At 67.9% G+C, this 13,750-nt stretch carries 9 protein-coding genes; 4 read left to right on the forward strand and 5 right to left on the reverse strand.

Going from position 1 to position 13,750, the window contains the following annotated elements; translation table 11 throughout:
* Positions 1–98 precede the first annotated feature (98 nt).
* On the forward strand, positions 99–4,739 hold the full coding sequence (locus C7411_RS14855; protein WP_165822810.1) for a DEAD/DEAH box helicase: 4,641 nt from the start codon (positions 99–101) through the stop codon (positions 4,737–4,739).
* A gap of 50 nt (positions 4,740–4,789) precedes the next feature.
* Here the strand turns inward: C7411_RS14855 and C7411_RS14865 are convergent, their stop codons facing one another.
* Complete coding sequence (locus tag C7411_RS14865) at positions 4,790–7,297, reverse strand: heavy metal translocating P-type ATPase (RefSeq protein ID WP_110385030.1); 2,508 nt, start codon at positions 7,295–7,297, stop codon at positions 4,790–4,792.
* An 82-nt stretch (positions 7,298–7,379) separates the two neighbouring features.
* Between C7411_RS14865 and cadR the strand changes: the two genes are divergently transcribed.
* Positions 7,380–7,856: a Cd(II)/Pb(II)-responsive transcriptional regulator gene (gene cadR, locus C7411_RS14870; protein WP_110385031.1), complete on the forward strand. Its 477-nt coding sequence runs from the start codon at positions 7,380–7,382 to the stop codon at positions 7,854–7,856.
* Positions 7,857–7,892: 36 nt separating this feature from the next.
* Here cadR and C7411_RS14875 read toward each other — a convergent pair whose 3' ends face one another.
* Complete coding sequence (locus C7411_RS14875; RefSeq protein WP_110385032.1) at positions 7,893–9,353, reverse strand: M20 family metallopeptidase; 1,461 nt, start codon at positions 9,351–9,353, stop codon at positions 7,893–7,895.
* A 172-nt stretch (positions 9,354–9,525) separates the two neighbouring features.
* Between C7411_RS14875 and C7411_RS14880 the strand changes: the two genes are divergently transcribed.
* Complete coding sequence (locus C7411_RS14880) at positions 9,526–9,846, forward strand: superinfection immunity protein (protein ID WP_110385033.1); 321 nt, start codon at positions 9,526–9,528, stop codon at positions 9,844–9,846.
* A 209-nt stretch (positions 9,847–10,055) separates the two neighbouring features.
* On the forward strand, positions 10,056–10,688 hold the full coding sequence (locus C7411_RS14885; RefSeq protein WP_110385034.1) for a LysE family translocator: 633 nt from the start codon (positions 10,056–10,058) through the stop codon (positions 10,686–10,688).
* Between the two features lie 109 nt (positions 10,689–10,797).
* Here C7411_RS14885 and C7411_RS14890 read toward each other — a convergent pair whose 3' ends face one another.
* From C7411_RS14890 to C7411_RS14900, 3 genes are all read right to left on the reverse strand, one after another.
* On the reverse strand, positions 10,798–11,085 hold the full coding sequence (locus tag C7411_RS14890; RefSeq protein ID WP_110385035.1) for a YodC family protein: 288 nt from the start codon (positions 11,083–11,085) through the stop codon (positions 10,798–10,800).
* A gap of 621 nt (positions 11,086–11,706) precedes the next feature.
* Positions 11,707–12,273, reverse strand: a complete 567-nt coding sequence (locus tag C7411_RS14895; protein WP_110385036.1) for a carboxymuconolactone decarboxylase family protein — start codon at positions 12,271–12,273, stop codon at positions 11,707–11,709.
* Between the two features lie 115 nt (positions 12,274–12,388).
* Positions 12,389–13,735 (reverse strand): aspartate aminotransferase family protein, encoded by a 1,347-nt coding sequence (locus C7411_RS14900; RefSeq protein ID WP_110385037.1) that lies wholly within the window; start codon positions 13,733–13,735, stop codon positions 12,389–12,391.
* Positions 13,736–13,750 lie beyond the last annotated feature (15 nt).

Here is a 13,750-nt window from a genome sequence, read left to right on the forward strand (position 1 = left end):
GGCCCGCCCCGCGCCAGGCAGACGCGCACGAAAGCTGCGAGACTGGCAGACGTGCAATGCCGCCTTCTCTGCCGCTTTTTTTGCCGCACACCGCCCGCATGACAACGCCTTCGCCCGCATCCGATCCGCAAGCGTCTGAAGCCGCCGCCAATCCCGACGGCGCGCAAAGCGGCGTGCTCGCGCGCTTCCATCCGGCCGTGGCCGGCTGGTTCCGGCGCAGCTTCGACGCGCCCACTGCCGCGCAATGCGCCGCGTGGCCGCTCATCGCGAGCCGGCGCGCGACGCTGGTGGCCGCCCCGACCGGCTCGGGCAAGACGCTCACCGCCTTTCTCGCCGCGCTCGACGAACTGGTGCGAGAAGGCCTCGCGAACGGCGGCGCGCTGCCCGACACGACGCTCGTCGTCTACGTGTCGCCGCTCAAGGCGCTCTCCAACGACATCCGGCTCAATCTCGAACGGCCGCTCGAAGGTATCGGCGAGGAACTCGCGCGACTTGGCTTGCCGCCAGTCGAAATCCGCACCGCGGTGCGCACTGGCGATACGCCGCAGCCCGAGCGCGCGGCGCTCCGAAAACGCGCGCCGCACATTCTCGTCACGACGCCCGAATCGCTCTACGTGCTGCTCGGCTCCGAATCGGGCCGCCGCATGCTGGCGAGCACGCGCAGCGTGATCGTCGACGAGATTCACGCGCTCGCGGGCAACAAGCGCGGCTGCCATCTCGCCCTGAGCCTCGAGCGGCTCGACGCGCTGTGCGGCTCACGCCTGCTGCGCATCGGGCTGTCGGCCACACAAAAGCCGATCGAGACCGTCGCGCGCTTTCTGGTGGGCATGGGTAACGCGGCGCAGGATCGGGACGCGAACCCACCCGCGTGCGAGATCGTCGATGTGGGCCATACGCGCACGCGCGACCTTGCGATAGAAATACCGCCCGTGCCGCTGGAAGCCGTGATGGCGAACGACGTGTGGGAGCGCGTGTACGACCGCATGGCCGAACTCGTCGCCATGCACCGCACGACGCTCGTGTTCGTCAACACGCGCCGCATGGCCGAGCGCGTGGCGCGCCATCTCACCGACCGTCTGGGCGCCGAAGCCGTGGCCGCGCACCACGGCAGCCTCGCGCGCGAGCATCGTTTTCTCGCCGAGCAGCGGCTCAAGAGCGGCGATCTGCGCGTGCTCGTGGCGACGGCGTCGCTCGAACTGGGCATCGATATCGGCGATGTCGACCTCGTGTGCCAGATCGGCTCGCCGCGCTCGATCGCAGCCTTCCTGCAGCGCGTCGGGCGCTCCGGCCACCAGGTCGGCGGCGTGCCGAAAGGACGGATCTTCCCCACATCGCGCGACGACCTGATCGAATGCGCGGCGCTGCTGGATAGCGTGCGGCGCGGCGAACTCGATCGTCTCGCACTACCGCAGGCGCCGCTCGATGTGCTCGCGCAGCAGATCGTCGCGGAAGTCGCCTGCGAGGCGTGGGAGGAAGATGCGCTCTACGCGCTCGTGAAGCGCGCGACGCCGTGGGCCGCGCTCGGGCGCGCGCAGTTCGACGCCGTGCTGCGCATGCTCGCCGAGGGCTATACGAGCCGTCACGGGCCGCGCGCCGCCTACCTGCATCGCGACGTGGTGAGCCACACGCTGCGCGCGCGGCGCGGTGCGCGGCTCATCGCGCTCACATCGGGCGGCACGATTCCCGACAACGCCGACTACTCGGTGCTGCTCGAACCGCAGGGCGTGCAGATCGGCACCGTCAACGAGGACTTCGCCATCGAAAGCCTGGCGGGCGATGTGTTCCAGCTCGGCAACGCCTCGTACCGGATCCTGCGCATCGAGGCGGGCCGCGTGCGCGTGGAGGACGCCCAGGGGCAGCCGCCCAACATTCCGTTCTGGCTCGGCGAGGCGCCGGGCCGCAGCGACGAGCTTTCGTTCGCGATTTCGCGGCTGCGCAAGCAGGTGGAAGCCGCGTTGATCGACGCGGGCGCAAACGCCGGCGCGACGGATGACGCCGCGGCGAGCGCCGTCGTCGATCGCGCCACGGCGGCGCTCGCCGCTGCCCTCGAGATCGACGATGCCGCCGCACGCCAGATCGTCGAATATCTTGCGCGCGCCCGCGCCGCGCTCACGGTGCTGCCCACCCAGGACACGCTCGTCATGGAGCGCTTTTTCGACGAGGCGGGCGGCACGCAGCTCGTGATCCACACGCCGTTCGGCAGCCGCCTGAACCGCGCGTGGGGTCTCGCGCTGCGCAAGCGTTTTTGCCGTCAGTTCAACTTCGAATTGCAGGCGGCCGCGACCGAGGACGCCATCATCCTCTCGCTCACCGGCGCACACAGTTTCGCGCTGGACGAGGTGTGGCGCTATCTCCATTCGAACTCCGCAGAGCATCTGCTCGTGCAGGCGCTGCTCGACGCGCCGCTGTTCGGCGTGCGCTGGCGCTGGAATGCGACCACGTCGCTCGCGCTGCCGCGTCAGACCGGCGGGCGCAAGACGCCGCCGCAGATCCAGCGCATGCGCAGCGAAGACCTGCTCGCGGCCGTGTTTCCCGACCAGGTGGCGTGCGTCGAAAACATCGCGGGCGAGCGCGAAGTGCCGCGCCATCCGCTCGTCGACCAGACGCTCGACGACTGCCTGCACGATGCCATGGATACCGAAGCATGGGTCGCGCTGCTGCGCCGCATCGAGGCGGGCGACCTGAAGCTCGTGGTGCGCGAACTGCCCGCGCCCTCGCCGCTCGCGGCCGAAATCCTCACCGCGCGCCCGTATGCGTTCCTCGACGACGCCCCAATCGAAGAACGCCGCACCCAGGCCGTGCTGTCGCGCCGCTGGAGCGACCCCGAATCCACCGACGATCTCGGCGCGCTGGACCCCGAAGCGATTGCGAGCGTGCGCGAAGAAGCCTGGCCGCAAGTGCGCGACGCCGACGAAATGCACGACGCGCTCACGAGCCTCGGCGCGCTGGCCGAAAGCGAGGCGCAGCAAGAGCCGCAGTGGCTCGCATGGCTCGCCGATCTGGCGGCGGCGGGCCGCGCAACGCGGCTGCCGGTTGCGGACCGCGACGCGCTGTGGGTGGGCATCGAGCGGCTTGCGTGCGTGCAGGCCATCTATCCGCAGGCGCGGTGCGAGCCGCCGCTCACGCCGCCGCCTGAATACGCAGAGACGTGGACCGAGGACGCGGCGCTCGTCGAGATTGTGCGCGCGCGCCTGTCGGGCTTCGGGCCGCTCACGGTCGCGCAGGTGGCGCGGCCGCTCGCGCTGGAGGCGAGCGTGGCGGCGCTCGCGCTCACGCGCCTCGAAACCGAAGGCACCGTGATGCGCGGGCGCTTCACGCCGCAAGCGATGGGCGGCGGCCAGGAAGAATGGTGCGAACGCCATCTGCTCGCGCGCATCCACCGCTACACGGTGCGCAAGCTGCGGCGCGAAATCGAGCCGGTCGAGCGTCACGACTTCATGCGCTTCCTGTTCGAATGGCAGCGCGTGGCGCCCGGCGCGCGCGGCTCGGGCCGCGACGCGCTGGCCGCCGTGCTCGACCAGCTCGAAGGCTGGGAAGCCTCGGCGCTCGCGTGGGAGGACGAAATCCTGCCGGCGCGCATCGACGATTACACGCCCATGCTGCTCGACGAGCTGTGCCGCTCCGGGCGCCTCGCCTGGGCGCGCCTGCCGGCGCGCGCGGGGGCCGCGTCGACGGTGCGCAGCACACCGGTCGTGCTGCTCGCGCGCCGCGAGCTGGCGCGCTGGATGGCGCTCGTCGAAACGACCGACACGGCCGGTCTGTCGGCGCGCGCGCAGCGCGTCTACGAGGCCCTGCTGCGGCACGGGGCGATGTTCTTCGACGAACTGGCCGCCGACGCGCACTTGCTAGGCGTCGAACTGGAGAACGCGCTCGGCGAACTGGTGGCGGCGGGCCTCGTCAACGCAGACAGCTTTGCCGGGCTGCGCGCGCTCGTGAAACCGGCGGCTCAGCGCAGCGCGCATCACGGCAGACGCCGGCCGCGCGGCTTCGGGCCGCTCGCGGGCGGCATGGCCGACGCGGGGCGCTGGGCGACGCTGCGGCGCGTCGAGCGGGCCAATCCGCAGGCCGATGCGATGGCCGATTCGTTGGCCGATTCGTTGGCCAGTTCGTTGGCCGCTCCGCTCGCGGATCTGGACGATGAAGCCGCGCTCGTCGAGACGGGATCGGCTGTATCGAATTCGGGCGCAGCAGCGGGCTCGCGCTCGCAGGCGCTTGCGCGTGCAAGGCAAACGGCCGCCGGCGCCGCGCGCCGCCCGCCCGCCGCCCCGGATCTGCTGGAGCACGTCGCCAATGTGCTGCTGCGACGTTACGGCGTGGTCAGTTGGCACCTGCTCGGTCGAGAGGCCGCGTGGCTGCCGCCCTGGCGCGATCTGCTGCGCGTGCTGCATCGCATGGAGGCGCGCGGCGAGGTGCGAGGCGGACGCTTCGTCACCGGAATTTCGGGCGAACAGTTCGCGCTGCCCGAAGCCGTGGCGCTGCTGCGCGACGTGCGGCGGCGCGCGGCGGCGCAAGGCGAAGGCGAAGGCGGCGTGCTCGTCTGCGTGAGCGCCGCCGATCCGCTCAATCTCCTCGGCACGCTGCTGCCCGGCGAGAAAGTGCCCGCGCTCGCCGGCAACCGCATCGTGTTCCGCGACGGCATGCCGGCCGCCACCCTGATTGCCGGCCGCTTCGGCTTTCTCGGCGAGTTCGACGAGAGCACGCGCGCCGAACTCCGCGCGCGGCTCGCCAAACCCTGGTGAAGCGCGCTGGACGAGCGCGGATGGGGTTGGCAGTTAGTTGCGTTACGCACTTACGCGGAAGGCTTCATCACGTTGCGCGTGCCGTCGAAATGCCGGCGCACGCGCAGACCGTTCGCCACGACGAGCAGACTTGCGCCGACGTCGGCGAACACGGCCATCCAGAGCGTAGCCTCGCCCGCCATCGCGAGCACGAGAAATACGGCCTTGATGCCGAGCGCAAGCGCGATGTTCTGCTTGAGCACGCCGGCGGTCTTGCGCGAGAGGCCGATGAACGCGGCGATCTTGCGCGGATCGTCGTCCATGATCGCAACGTCGGCGGTTTCGAGTGCGGTCGCGGTGCCCGCCGCGCCCATCGCGAAGCCGATATCGGCGCGCGCGAGCGCGGGCGCGTCGTTCACGCCGTCGCCGACCATTGCCGCCATGCCGTACTGCTTCGAGAGCGCGGCGATCGCGTCCTGCTTGTCCTGAGGCAGCAGATTGCCGCGCGCGTCGTCGATGCCGAGTTGACCGGCAATCGCCCGCGCGGTCGACACGTTGTCGCCGGTCAGCATGACGGGCGTCACGCCGAGCGCGCGCAAGGCGCGCACGGCCGGTGCGCTTTCCGTACGCAGCGCGTCGGCCACGGCGAACACGGCGACGGCCTCCTGCGGCGCGCACAGCACGATCGCCGTCTTGCCCGCCCGTTCCAGCGTTGCCAGTTGGGCTTCGAGTTCGGGCGAGCACAAACCAAGCTCCTCCACCAGACGATGATTGCCGAGACTCCAGAGCGTGCCGTCGATGCGGCCCTGCACGCCGCGGCCGTTCAGCACAGCGAACTGATCGACCGCGAGCAAGCGCGCGTTGGGCGCACTCGCCCGCCAGCCTTCGACCACCGCACGGGCGACGGGGTGCGTGCTTGCATCGTCCAGGCTCGCGGCAATGCGCAGCGCCTCTTGCGGCGAAAGCGGCGCCTCGCAGGACTGACCAGCGGTGGCCAGCACCCGAACGGGCGCCGCGAGCGAGTCGGTCAGGACAGGTTCGCCGCGCGTGAGCGTGCCGGTCTTGTCGAGCGCGACGGCCTTGAGCAGCCGGCCGCGTTCGAGCCACACGCCGCCCTTCACGAGCATGCCGTGGCGCGCGGCGGCGGCAAGGCCGCTCACGACCGTCACCGGCGTCGAGACGACGAGCGCGCACGGGCAGGCGATCACGAGCAGCACGAGCGCCTTGTAGAGCCACGCACTCCACGCGCCGCCGAACACGAGCGGCCCGGCAAGCGCCACCGCCACGGCGAGCACGACCACGGCCGGCGTGTAGTAGCGCGCGAACTGGTCGACGAAGCGCTGCGTGGGCGCGCGCTGCGCCTGCGCCTCCTGCACCGCCGCGGCGATGCGCGCGAGCGTGCTGTCCTTCGCGCCCGCGGTGACGAGCGCCTCGACCACGCCATCGACGACGATGCTGCCCGCGTACAGCACCGCGCCGGTCTCCTTGTCGACGGGCAGGCTTTCGCCCGTGATCGGCGCCTGATCGAGCGCGGCCCGGCCCGCGATCACGCGCGCGTCGAGCGGCACGCGCTGGCCGGTACGCACGCGAATACGGCTGCCGACAGCCACTTCGCCCACGGCGGATTCGCGCCATTGGCCTTGCCCGGGTGCGCCATCGCCGGCTTGCCAGACTTCGGCGGCTTCAGGCGCGAGCGCGGTCAGCGAGCGGATGGCCTGACGGGCGCGTTCGAGCGACAGCGCCTCGATTTCCTCCGCGAGGGCGAACAGGAAGACCACCATCGCCGCTTCAGGCCACTTGCCGATGGCAACGGCGCCGATCAACGCAAGCGACATCAGGAAATAAATATTGATCGTGACATTGCGCAGTGCGATCCAGCCCTTGCGCAGCGTGGGCAAACCCGCGCACACGATCGAGATGACTGCACAGGCGAGTACCAGCAGGCTGGTTTCCCGGCCAGTGCTCCAGGCGAGCACCTCGGCGCCTGCGGCTGCCACGCCGCTCACCGCCAGCAGCAGCTTCTGGCGCAGCGCGAGACCGGCCGGCGCAGGGGCGGCGGCTTGCGCGGATGTACTGTCGTCCAGCGCACGCGGCGCCATGTCGAGCGCGCGCAGCGCGGCGACGACAGGCTGCGTATCGTCGAGCCGATGATGCACGGTCAGCTCGCGCGCGAGCAGGTCGAAGTCGAGGCGCACGACGCCCGGCATGGGCTCGAGCCGGTTGCGGATCAGACGCTCCTCGGTCGGGCAATCCATGTTTTCGATGCGCCAGCGCGCGCGGCGCGTGCCCTCGGGCGCCGGGTCCGCATTGCGCCGACCGTGCGGCGGAGTGCTGTGCGCCGCGCCGCCGTGACAGCAACCGTGAGCGTGTGCGTGACCTTCCGGCCCAGGTTGTCCATGGTGTCCGTGGTCATGGGCGTGTCGTTGATCTGTGCCATGGTCGTGCTCGTGCTGACACTCATGACCGCCGCACGCGCTCTCCACGCCGCCAGCCCCGTGAGCGCCGCCCACCGTCCGTTCCTCGTCACGCGCGCGCAGGCGCTGCGCAATGCCGGGCCGCGACGCGTTGCTCTGGTTCATAGCCGGGTTCTCCCAAAAATGACACAATCATTGGACAGCCTGTAGCCACTACAGGGTCAAGTCATCTGGGAGAGCCGCGACCATGCGAATCGGTGAATTGGCGCGCCGCGCGCACTGCGACGTCGAAACGGTGCGCTTTTACGAGCGCGAAGGCCTGCTGGACGAGCCCGCGCGCGAAACCAACGGATACCGCAGTTACACGGCCATGCACGCCACGCAACTCAGCTTCATCCGCCATTGCCGCTCGCTGGGCATCGGGCTCGCGGACATCCGCATGCTGCGCCGCTTCCAGGCCGATCCCAGCCAGCCCTGCGACGAAGTCAACGAATTGATCGACAGCCAGATCGAGAGCATTCATCAACAGATCGAAGCGATGCGCGTACTCGAGCAGCAATTGCGCTCGCTACGCGAGAGTTGCCATGCCCACCAGAGCAGCAGCGCGGAGTGCGGGATCATGAAGAGCCTCGAACAGCCTATCGACGAGGAAAGCTGCTCATGCCATGGCGACGGCCACGCTGCACAGGACGCGCCGCCTGCAGACGGCGCGCTTTTCCCCTAACCGCCACTAGCCGCTCAAGGGCCAGTCAAGGGCCAGTCAAGGCGCCGCGGCGATCACTTCGGCCACCGTAGCCGTGAGTTTCTTCGCATAGGGAACATGCAGGAACTCGTTCGGCCCGTGCGCGTTGGACTTCGGGCCGAGCACGCCGCACACCATGAACTGGGACTTGGGGAACCCTGCCTGCAGCACGTTCATGAGCGGAATCGTGCCGCCTTGGCCGAGATAAGCGCAGTCTGCGCCGAAATGCGTGCGCGAGGCGGCGTTGAGCGCTTCGGTGAGCCACGGCGCGAGTTCCGGCGCGCTCCAGCCGTTGGCCGCGCCCGCGTCGGGCTTGAAGGTGACCTTCGCGTTATACGGCGGATCGAGTTCGAGCAGCGCCTTCAGTTCGGCCACGGCCTTCGAAGCCTCGACTAGCGGCGGCAAACGCAGCGAGAGCTTGAACGCCGTGCGCGGCCGCAGCACGTTGCCGGCGTCGGCGAGCGCCGGCAGGCCCGCCGCGCCCGTGACCGAAAGCGAGGGCCGCCATGTGGAATCGAGCAGCGCCTGCTGCGGGTCCGTGGTGGTGGGCAACACGCGCCGGCCGTCCTGGCCGCATGCCCAAGGCAGGCCCTTCCAGACGCTCTCGCCAAGGATCTTCGCCGTGGCCTCGGCTTCGCTCAAGCGTTGCGCGGGAATCGCGCAATGGAAACCCTTGGGCAGCAGCGTGCCGCTCGCGGCGTCTTCGAGACGCTCGAAGAGCTGCCGCATCACGCGGAAGCTGGACGGCGCAATGCCTCCATAAGAGCCCGAGTGAATGCCCTCCTCGAGCACCTCGACTTCGAGGTCGCCCGCCACGAGCCCGCGCAGCGACGTGGTAAGCCATAGCTGGTCGTAGTTACCCGCACCCGAATCGAGACAGACGACGAGACCGACGTTGCCGAGCCGCTCGCGCAGCGCATCGACATAAGGGAGCAGGTCGTAGCTGCCCGACTCCTCGCAGGTTTCGATGAGACCCACGCAGCGCGGACGCTCGATGCCTTGCGCGTCGAGCGCGGCGAGCGCCGTGACGCTCGCGTAGATCGCGTAGCCGTCGTCAGCACCGCCGCGACCGTACAGGCGGCCGTCTTCGAGCTTCGGTGTCCACGGGCCGAGGTCGTTGCGCCAGCCTGCGAATTCCGGCTGCTTGTCGAGGTGGCCGTAGAGCACGACCGTCTCGCTGCTTCCCGAGCGCGTGGCAGGCGCCTCGAAGAAAATCACCGGCGTGCGGCCCGGCAAGCGCACGATCTCCAGCTTCAGGCCGCGCACCGGCTGCTGCTCCGCCCACTTCGCGGCCTCCTGCACGACGCGCTCGAGATAGCCGTGCTGCGCCCATTGCGGGTCGAATGCCGGACTCTTGGCGGGCACCGCGATGTAGTCGGTCAACGCGGGCACGATCTCGTCATGCCATTTGCGTTCGACGAAGGCGCGCAATTCGTCGTGGTCGAGTTGGCGGGTAGCCTCGGACGAGTCGGTGATCATGGTATGGGTTCCCAGCGATGAAAAACCCGATGATAGACCCGAACCCCTGCCCGCCGACAGCCCTCGCGCCCAACGTCGGCCGTTCGGCCAGGACATGGCGTGCGCTCAAGGCCAATCCGCGCGACAATGATGAATCGGACATATTCCGCCCTTTTTTCTGGAGAATGGAAATATGGTGAGCCGTTCCGTCTTCGAGATCGTCGTTCTCGCAGCGGTGGTCGCGCTCTACTTTCTCCCGGCGCTGATCGCCGACAGGCGCCAGCGTCACGACCTGCTGGTCATCGCGGTCTTCAATGCCGTGCTCGGATGGACGCTGCTCGGCTGGCTGCTGGCGCTCTTTTGGTCGCTTCAGCCGAATCCGCCGAAGGATCTCGGCGGCCAGACCAGGGTGCGCAGCCGCCGGCTAGGCATGCTGCTCTTCTCGCGCCGGCTCGACGATCGGGTCCAGGCGCGTGAAACGCGCGCCGCCGAAAGCAAGCGTTCTCCGCATTGAGGCTGTCGCGGCTTATCCGTTTGGCCAACGTTGCAGGCCATGGCGCGCAAGCGCCGCCGTCGCATGAAATAATCACCGGGAATCAAGCTGCATTGGCGGCGCCGCTTTAATCGCGCAATGTGACGCTGAAGCGCACAAGCCTGCACCCACAGCTCGAGTCACCCTGCACCTGACAGCAACCCCAGCAACCCTCGACACGGAGCCCCGTCATGCCACACGCCGCCCCGCTGCTCGCCTTTGCCGCCGTCGCACTCGGCATGGCGCTCACGCCCGGACCCAACATGATCTACCTGATCTCGCGCTCGATCTGCCAGGGCCGCAAGGCAGGTCTGATTTCCCTGGGCGGGGTCGCGCTCGGCTTCGTCTTCTACATGCTGTGCGCCGCCTTCGGCATTACCGCGTTGGTCATGGCCGTGCCGTTCGCCTACGACGCGCTGCGCCTGGGCGGCGCACTCTACCTGTTCTGGCTTGCGTGGCAGGCGCTCAAGCCCGGCGGCCGCTCGCCGTTCCAGGTGCGCGAGCTGCCCGCCGACCGCCCGCGCAAGCTCTTTCTGATGGGGTTCGTCACGAACCTGCTGAATCCGAAAATCGCGATTCTGTATCTGTCGCTGCTGCCGCAGTTCATCGACCCGCAGCACGGCAGCGTGCTCGCGCAGTCCATCGCGCTCGGCAGCGTGCAGATCGCGCTTTCGATCAGCGTGAATGCAGCCGTTGCGATGACGGCGGGCACGATAGCAACGTTTCTCGGCAACCGGCCGGGCTGGCTCAAGCTTCAACGCTGGCTCATGGGTACGGTGCTGGCCGGACTCGCCGTGCGTATCGCCGCCGAAGGCCAGCGATAAAGCAAACGGCCGGGCGCTTCTGGCCCGGCCGCTGGTTCGTCTGCCTCTGTCCGTATTTGGCACGCCTGCGACGCGTGCGCGCGTTCGCAGGTCCGTCTCGGGGTCTGCCTCAGATCCCGCCGACGGCCCTTCCGCCAGCCGGACTGCGCATCTTGACGAACGCCGCAGGAATCGAGCGCGGCTCGATCTGCACCATGTCCTGAGCGAACATGTCCTGGCGCAGTTCGCCGTGCTCGTCGAACCACTGGCAGATCAGCCAGTGACCGCTGGCAAAGCCAACCGGACCGGCATACATGACGGTCATGCGCGGGCCGCCCGATTTCAGGGTGACAACGTCGCCAATTCCGGCCATGGCAGCGAGCGGCTTTTCGGCTACGTCGATGGTCGTATCAAGCATGATGTTCCCCGTTAAAAAAGTCGCACAGAGAAAAAAACCGGGCGCGGGTTAGCACCCCGGCTTCCTACCGCCCTTTCGATAATGAGAATGGCGCGGTCATTAATAAGTTTGGCAAGACTAACAACTCGAATTAATGCGCGCAAGTGGTTTTCATTAAACCTGCTGAAAACCCTGTTATTCGACGCACGGTGAAACAGCCGTTTAATCCCGTCCCGCACAATTTACGCGGAAAGCCGCACATGGCTGGCAAAAGCTACCGGGCAAGGTTTCTCCACGAAACAGTCATATTATTTCGAATCCTCGGCCACAAAATACCGCAATGCAGCGGCAATAAACATGGCATGCGGCGATTGCATTAACGATTTCGTCCAGAACCCGTAAGCCCGGTCACAGCGAGTGGAAACGTTTTCTGCACCAATAAACCGTCCGTTCGATTAATTCGCTCGCGCCGCACTCGAACTGCCTGTCTGCGGGCAAATCCTCATGTTTTACCCGGTGGCCGCAAAATTCATGCGGTTGAAATACGGCTGTCACTTACTTAAATGGAATTGCAGTGCAAAAAAAGCCCCATCCGGCAAAACCGGATGGGGCGGCGCGTGTGCAGGGCGCGGTCGGCCGCGCTTATTCGGCAAACGGCAACGTCGTCTGGCCTTCGGCGCGCATGCCGAAGACGTTGAGCGTCATCGCAACGAGTGCGTAGTAGCCAAGCAGTCCGACCAGATTGATCGTGGTTTCGTGGCCAAAGCGCTCGACGGCACGCGCATAGGTCGCGTCGGACACACGCTTCGCGTCGTACAGCTCGGTCGTGAACGCATAGATCAGCGCGTCGTCGGGCTCGTCGAACTGGGGCGTTACGCCCATGCGGATCTGCTCGGCCAGCGCCCCGGGCACGCCCGCCCTCAGCGCAATGGGATAGTGGATGTACCACTCGGCCTGCGCCTGCCAGCGCGCGGCCGTGACGAGAATCGCCAGCTCGGAAAGGCGCAGCGGCAGGCCCGTCTGGTAGCGGCAGAACGCGCCAAGGCGCTGCGCATGCTGCGCCAGTTCCGGGCTGTGGATCCAGCCCAGGAACGGGCCGTTCAGGTTGCCGCGCGGACCCGAAAGAATCTCGTCCAGCACCGCCTTCTGTCCCGGCGAAGCCTGGGCAGCGTCGAATGCGGGAAGCCGCGAGGTCGGATTTTGCGTCATGGAAGGACTCCGTTGGAGGTCATGGCAGGTCGCGTGCGACCGTTTGCGGTCGCCGCGACTGCGGTTGCCGCGCGCGGCTGACAGTTAGTTGCACTTCAATGCCATATGGCAAAGCTTATGCCGGACGCTTCACACCCGTTGCGTCGAGCGCACCGTCGAGCGCGGCGGCAAGCCGCTCGACGATTGCGTCGATGTTCTGCTCCGTGCAGATGTAAGGCGGCGCGAGCAGCACATGGTCGCCGTTGCGCCCGTCCACGGTGCCGCCCATCGGATAAACCATCAGGCCGCGCGCGAACGCCTCGCGCTTGATCGCCGCGTGCAGCTTGAGCGCCGGGTCGAAGGTCGCCTTCGTGGCGCGGTCCCTCACCAGCTCGACGCCCACGAAAAGGCCGCGACCGCGCACATCGCCCACGTACGGATGGTCCGCATAACGCTCGCGCAGACGCGCGCGCAGTTGCTCGCCACGGGCGAGCACGTTATCGAGCAGCTTCTCTTCGGCGATCACGCGCTGCACTTCGAGCGCCGCCGCGCATGCCGTGGCGTGGCCGATATAGGTGTGGCCGTGCTGGAAGTAGCCGCTGCCGCCCACGATCGTCTCGTAGATGCGCTGGCTCACGAGCGCCGCGCCGATCGGCTGGTAGCCTGCGCCCAGGCCCTTCGCGATCGTCAGCAGGTCCGGTGCAACGCCGTCCTCTTCGCAGGCGAACAGATGCCCGGTGCGGCCCATGCCCGACATGATCTCGTCGAGGATCAGCAGCACGCCGTAGCGGTCGCACACCGCACGGATCTTGCGGAAGTACTCGCGCACGGGCGGCACCGCGCCGGCCGTTGCGCCCACCACGGTCTCCGCGACGAAAGCCGCGACCGTCTCCGGGCCGAGTTCCAGAAACTTCTGCTCGAGTTCGTCGGCAAGACGCTGGGCGTAGGCCTCGTCGGTTTCGTCCTCGTTGCGCTCGCGGTACGCATAGCACGGGCTCACGTGATGCGATTCGATCAGGATCGGCAGGAACGGCTCGCGGCGCCACGCATTGCCGCCGATCGCGAGCGCGCCGAGCGTGTTGCCGTGATAGCTCTGGCGGCGCGCGACGAAGTGCCGGCGCGCGAGTTCGCCTTTCTCCACGAAGTACTGGCGCGCGAGCTTGAGCGCAGCCTCGATCGCCTCCGAACCGCCCGACACGAAGTACACATGGTCGAGCCCTTTGGGCGCGGCGGCGATGAGGTGATCTGCCAGTTGCTCCGAGGCCTCGGTCGTGAAGAACGAGGTGTGCGCGTACGGCAGTTGCTGCGCCTGACGCTTGATCGCGTCGATCACGCGCTGGTTGCTGTGGCCGAGGCATGAGACAGCGGCGCCGCCGCTTGCATCGATGTAGCGCTTGCCGCCGGAATCGATGATTTCGATGCCTTCGCCCGCGACCGCGACGGGCAAGGTAAGCTTTGGCAACCGGTGAAACACCTTGGTCATATGTGTCCTCGATCA

Origin of the sequence: Paraburkholderia silvatlantica, from assembly GCF_003096715.1 — a bacterium.
Lineage (GTDB): Bacteria > Pseudomonadota > Gammaproteobacteria > Burkholderiales > Burkholderiaceae > Paraburkholderia > Paraburkholderia silvatlantica.

Excerpts from the sequence above, each read along its gene's own strand:
- C7411_RS14865 (WP_110385030.1), bottom strand. The coding sequence starts at position 7,297 with ATGAACCAGAGCAACGCGTCGCGGCCCGGCATTGCGCAGCGCCTGCGC.
- C7411_RS14875 (WP_110385032.1), bottom strand. The coding sequence starts at position 9,353 with ATGATCACCGACTCGTCCGAGGCTACCCGCCAACTCGACCACGACGAA.
- C7411_RS14880 (WP_110385033.1), top strand. The coding sequence starts at position 9,526 with ATGGTGAGCCGTTCCGTCTTCGAGATCGTCGTTCTCGCAGCGGTGGTC.
- C7411_RS14885 (WP_110385034.1), top strand. The coding sequence starts at position 10,056 with ATGCCACACGCCGCCCCGCTGCTCGCCTTTGCCGCCGTCGCACTCGGC.
- C7411_RS14900 (WP_110385037.1), bottom strand. The coding sequence starts at position 13,735 with ATGACCAAGGTGTTTCACCGGTTGCCAAAGCTTACCTTGCCCGTCGCG.
- C7411_RS14890 (WP_110385035.1), bottom strand. The coding sequence starts at position 11,085 with ATGCTTGATACGACCATCGACGTAGCCGAAAAGCCGCTCGCTGCCATG.
- C7411_RS14895 (WP_110385036.1), bottom strand. The coding sequence starts at position 12,273 with ATGACGCAAAATCCGACCTCGCGGCTTCCCGCATTCGACGCTGCCCAG.
- cadR (WP_110385031.1), top strand. The coding sequence starts at position 7,380 with ATGCGAATCGGTGAATTGGCGCGCCGCGCGCACTGCGACGTCGAAACG.
- C7411_RS14855 (WP_165822810.1), top strand. The coding sequence starts at position 99 with ATGACAACGCCTTCGCCCGCATCCGATCCGCAAGCGTCTGAAGCCGCC.